We start from the raw sequence: 5012 nt of genomic DNA on the forward strand, positions 1-5012 counted from the left end.
GGCTTGCGCTTCGCCTTGGCGGGACTCGGCGGGGCCTCGAGCACACGCACCGAGAGGGCCTGGGGGCCGCGCTTTCCGTCGGCGACACCGAACTCCACGCGTGCACCCGCCTTGACGGCCGCGCCCGCGGGCATGGCGGAAGCGTGCAGGAAGACGTCTTGGCCGTCATCGCTGGCGATGAAGCCGAAGCCCTTGTCTTCGTCGTAGAACCTGACCTTGCCGGTGGGCATGGGAGAAACCTCGCTGAGTCGGTGTGGAGCTGGATCGGACGCACGTGTGCGAACACCTTCAGCCTACCGGTCAGCGAGCAGGGAATCCGAAGGTCACAGTGCGGAACCGCGGCGTCGCGCAGCGACTAGGCTGAGAGGGATGAGCACCAAGAGTCCCGAACCTGAGGTTCCCGTCCGCCGCGTGGATCGCATTCTGGCGTTCACAGCCCTCGGACTCGCTGCGGCATCCATCATCTGCTTCTTCGCGATCATCATCGGCACCGGCGTCGGCATGGAGCAGAAGGACTTCGGCACGGGCGCCTGGCCGCTGATCGCCGCGATCCCCTACTGGGGGCTGCCCGCCGCGTTCGTGATGATCATCGCGCTGCTCATCATGAGCTTCATCCGCAAGGGTCGCGCGGCGTCGCGGCCCTGAGGACACCGGCATGAGCACGCACGCCCGTCCGCTGGCCGAATGGCTGTCCGAGGCGAGCGATGCCGAGTTGACCGCCCTGTTCACCGCCAGACGCGTGCGCGCGGATGCCGGATGGCAGGATTTCTTCGACGCCGCCGAAGCGCTGCTCGATCCCACCTCGATCGCTCGAGCACTCCCCTCACTCACGCATGGGGAAGCCACAGCGCTTCATGACGCCGTGTCGACGACGACGGCCCTCGATCCGACCCCGCCGGTGCAGGCTCTCACACGTCTGGCACTGCTGCGGCCGGATTCCACACCCTTCCCGCCGGTGACCGCGGCTGTCGCCGACAGGGTCGCGCCCGTGCCGCTCGAGGCCGAGGAGCCGACGGAGGCGGGCGAGGCCGAGACCGCCCGCGCGGCCGAACGCGCCTTCACGACGGTCTCGGCCATCGCCGACGTTCTGCTCCTCGCCCGCGACAGGCCGTTCGCTCTGCTCTCCGGCGGCAACATCAGCGCCGGCGAGAAGCGGATGCTGGCCGACCCCGGCATCCCGGTCGAGTCGACCGACGCGCCCGCCGCCATCGTGCCCCACTCCGGGCTCGCGGCACCGGACGGCCGACGCCTGCGCGTCACGGAACGCGCGGAGGAGTGGCTGCGCTCCCCCGTCGCAGACCGATGGCGCTCTCTGGTGGTCGGGTTCCGCGACGGCCTTCCGCGCGGTGTGCGCACGGACGACGGCGGATGGACGATCACGACCGCCTGGGCCTACGCGCATCCGTGGGACCCGGCGTGGCCCGAGCGCAGCGCCGCCCTGCTCGAGCGCGCACGACTGCTCGGACTCATCGCCGACGACGGCAGCGAGCCGGCGTGGGCGGCATCGCTGCGCGAGGGTGCGCATGTCGACTCCGCACCTCTCACCGCGCTGCTGCCCAGCGAGGTCGATCGCATCTTCCTGCAGAACGACCTGAGTGCGATCGCCCCCGGCCCCCTCGCCCCCGCGCTGGATGTGCGTCTGCGCACGATCGCCGCGCGCGAGTCGGCCGCTCAGGCATCGTCCTATCGGTTCACCCCCGAGTCGATCGCGCACGCTCTCGTGGCCGGCGAGACCGAGGACTCGATCGTGGAGTTCCTCGAGACGCTCTCGCTCACCGGCATCCCGCAGCCGCTGCGCTACCTCGTGTCGCAGACCGCGCAGCGCCACGGGCTCGTGAGAGTGTCGACCGATGCCGAGACCGGCCGCACGCGGATCGAGAGCAGCGACCCGCACCTGATCGAGGCGATGGCCGTCGATCAGGGGCTCCGCCCCCTCGCGCTCGCGAAGCACGTCGCATCCCTGTCGACCCGTGTCGGGCGCGACACCGTGTACTGGGCCCTCACCGACGCACGGTACCCGGCGACGCTCGTCGACGAGGGCGGCGCGGTCATCGCCGGCGAACGGGCTCCGATGGCTGAACCCCCCGAGTCGAACGCACCGGACTATTCGCCGCTCATCGCCGCCCTCCGCTCGCATCAGGGGCCCGATGCGGACGCCGCGTGGCTCGACCGCGAACTCGACGCGGCGGTTCGCGCCAAGGCGGTGCTGCGCGTGAGCGTGGGGATGCCCGACGGATCCACGAGAGACCTGATCCTCGAGGCCACCGGGCTCGGCGGCGGCCGCCTGCGCGGACGCGACCGCGCAGCCGACGTCGAGCGCACGCTGCCGGTGTCGAGCATCCGCGCCGCCTCCGTGATCGAGCAGTAAACTGGACAGCTATGTCTGATGGCCCCCTGATCGTCCAGAGCGATCGCACCGTGCTGCTCGAAGTCGCCCACTCCGATGCCGAGAGCGCCCGCCACGAGTTGGCGATCTTCGCCGAGCTCGAGCGCGCGCCCGAGCACATCCACACCTACCGGATCACCCGCCTGGGGCTCTGGAACGCACGCGCGGCCGGACACACCGCCGAAGACATGCTCGAGACGCTCGACCGCTGGTCGCGCTTCCCCGTGCCGCCGTCCGTCGCCGTCGACCTGCGCGAGACGGTCAACCGCTATGGCCGCCTCGTGATCGAGCGCGACGATGAGGGCACGCTGATCCTGCGTTCGTCCGACCCCGCCGTGCTCGCACAGGTCGCGAACAACAAGCGCATCCAGCCGCTGCTGATCGGCCACCCCTCGCCCGACGTCTTCATCGTCGACGCGTGGGCTCGCGGGCAGATCAAACAGGAGCTGCTGAAGATCGGCTGGCCCGCCGAGGACCTCGCCGGGTACACACCGGGAACCCCGCATGAGATCGAGCTCGCTGAAGACGGCTGGCAGATCCGCCCCTACCAGCAGGATGCGGTCGACGCGTTCTCGAAGGACGGCTCGGGCGTCGTGGTGCTCCCCTGCGGCGCAGGCAAGACGATCGTCGGGGCGGGCGCCATGGCCGCAACCAAGACCACGACTCTGATCCTGGTGACCAACACGGTCTCGGCACGTCAGTGGCGCGACGAGCTGCTCAAGCGCACGAGCCTCACCCCGGAGGAGATCGGCGAATACTCCGGCCAGGCCAAAGAGGTCAAGCCGGTCACGATCGCGACCTACCAGATCCTCACGGCCAAGCGGAAGGGCGAGTACGCCCACCTGGCCCTGCTCGATGCCCTCGACTGGGGGCTCATCGTCTACGACGAGGTCCACCTGCTGCCGGCGCCCGTCTTCAAGCTCACGGCCGACCTGCAGGCGCGTCGACGGATCGGCCTCACCGCCACTCTCGTCCGCGAGGACGGCCGCGAGGGCGATGTCTTCAGCCTCATCGGCCCCAAGCGCTTCGATGCTCCCTGGAAGCAGATCGAGGCGCAGGGGTTCATCTCCCCCGCCGTCTGCTACGAGGTGCGAGTGGACCTTCCGCCGGACGACCGGCTCGAATACGCCGCAGCCACCGACGACGAGCGCTACCGGCTCGCCGCCTCCGCCCCGGCGAAGATCGACGCCGTGCGCGAGCTCATCGCGAAGCACAAGGACGAGCGGATCCTCGTGATCGGCCAGTACCTCGATCAGCTCGATTCGCTGTCGCAGTCGCTCGGTGCACCGCAGATCACCGGCGCGACGCCCATCGACGAGCGCGAGGAGCTCTACCGCGCCTTCCGCGAGGGTGAGATCTCGCTGCTCGTGGTGTCGAAGGTCGCGAACTTCTCGATCGATCTGCCGGAAGCCTCCGTCGCCATCCAGGTGTCGGGCTCGTTCGGTTCGCGTCAGGAAGAGGCACAGCGCCTCGGCCGGCTCCTTCGCCCCAAGCAGTCCGGGCGCACCGCCAGCTTCTACACGCTCGTCGCGCGCGACACGATCGACCAGGACTACGCGCAGAACCGCCAGCGGTTCCTCGCAGAGCAGGGGTACAGCTACACGATCATGGATGCCGACGCGATCGCAGCCTGAGCGGCTGACCGGTCGCCCATGCGCCCGCTACGCGGAGGGCGAAAGCGCCGTTCCGAGGGATAATCAGCATCCGCATGGCCGAAGTCACCATAATGGGGACATGACTGATGCGCGCATCCTGGTCGTCGACGACGAACCCAACATCCGCGACCTGCTCTCGACAGGTCTCAGCTTCGCCGGGTTCCAGGTGAAGACGGTGGCCAATGGCGCCGCCACCATCTCGGCGGTGCTTGAGGAGGAGCCGGACCTGATCATCCTCGACGTCATGCTCCCCGACATGAACGGCTTCAGCGTGACCAAGCGCCTCCGAGGCGCCGGGTTCACCGCTCCGATCCTGTTCCTCACGGCGAAGGACGGCACCGACGACAAGATCGAGGGCCTCAACGCCGGCGGCGACGACTATGTGACCAAGCCGTTCAGCCTCGACGAGATCGTCGCGCGCGCTCAGGCGATCCTCCGCCGCACGATGCAGGCGGACGAGGAGTCGATCATCCGCGCCGGCGAGCTGTCGATGGACCAGGACACGCACGACGTGCAGGTGGGCAAGGAGTCGATCGAGCTCAGCCCGACCGAGTTCAAGCTGCTGCGCTATCTCATGCTCAACCCCAACCGCGTCCTGTCGAAGGCCCAGATCCTCGACCACGTCTGGGAGTACGACTTCAACGGCGATGCCGGGATCGTGGAGAGCTACATCTCCTACCTCCGTCGCAAGATCGATCCGCACACCGAGGAGTCGGTCATCCAGACCAAGCGCGGCTTCGGGTACATGCTCAAGGTCGGCAAGTAATCCGGCTCAGCGCCGCTCGCTGACGCCGCACAGCATCCGTCTTCAGGAAGGACCGCATGGCGCACAAGCCTGACGCGGTCACCCGCTGGTGGCGGTCGATCAGCCTGCGCGCGAAGGTCACCGGTGTGACCGTCGCCGTGCTCGCTCTCGGGCTGCTGGCAGCGGGCCTCGGCACTGTGCCGATCCTGCGGAACTCGCTGATCGA

At 68.8% G+C, this 5012-nt stretch carries 5 protein-coding genes; 4 read left to right on the forward strand and 1 reads right to left on the reverse strand.

Translation table 11 applies throughout. From position 1 onward, the window contains the following. Positions 1–230, reverse strand: a 230-nt coding sequence (locus tag J7E68_RS17290; protein WP_215174671.1) for a cold-shock protein, incomplete at its 3' end; no start/stop codon positions are given. Between the two features lie 139 nt (positions 231–369). Between J7E68_RS17290 and J7E68_RS17295 the strand changes: the two genes are divergently transcribed. The 4 genes from J7E68_RS17295 (at position 370) to J7E68_RS17310 (ending at position 4807) form a co-directional block, all read left to right on the forward strand. Beyond that, a complete protein-coding gene (locus J7E68_RS17295) occupies positions 370–645 on the forward strand; it encodes a multidrug ABC transporter ATPase (protein WP_215174672.1) in 276 nt (91 codons plus the stop codon). Positions 646–655: 10 nt separating this feature from the next. Next, positions 656–2368: a helicase-associated domain-containing protein gene (locus tag J7E68_RS17300; protein ID WP_215174674.1), complete on the forward strand. Its 1713-nt coding sequence runs from the start codon at positions 656–658 to the stop codon at positions 2366–2368. Positions 2369–2379: 11 nt separating this feature from the next. Continuing rightward, on the forward strand, positions 2380–4020 hold the full coding sequence (locus tag J7E68_RS17305) for a DNA repair helicase XPB (RefSeq protein ID WP_215174676.1): 1641 nt from the start codon (positions 2380–2382) through the stop codon (positions 4018–4020). Between the two features lie 100 nt (positions 4021–4120). After that, entirely contained in the window at positions 4121–4807 is a 687-nt protein-coding gene (locus J7E68_RS17310) for a response regulator transcription factor (protein ID WP_053097249.1), read from the forward strand. Positions 4808–5012: the final 205 nt, after the last annotated feature.

The organism is Microbacterium sp. ISL-103, assembly GCF_018613995.1.
Taxonomy (GTDB): Bacteria; Actinomycetota; Actinomycetes; order Actinomycetales; family Microbacteriaceae; genus Microbacterium.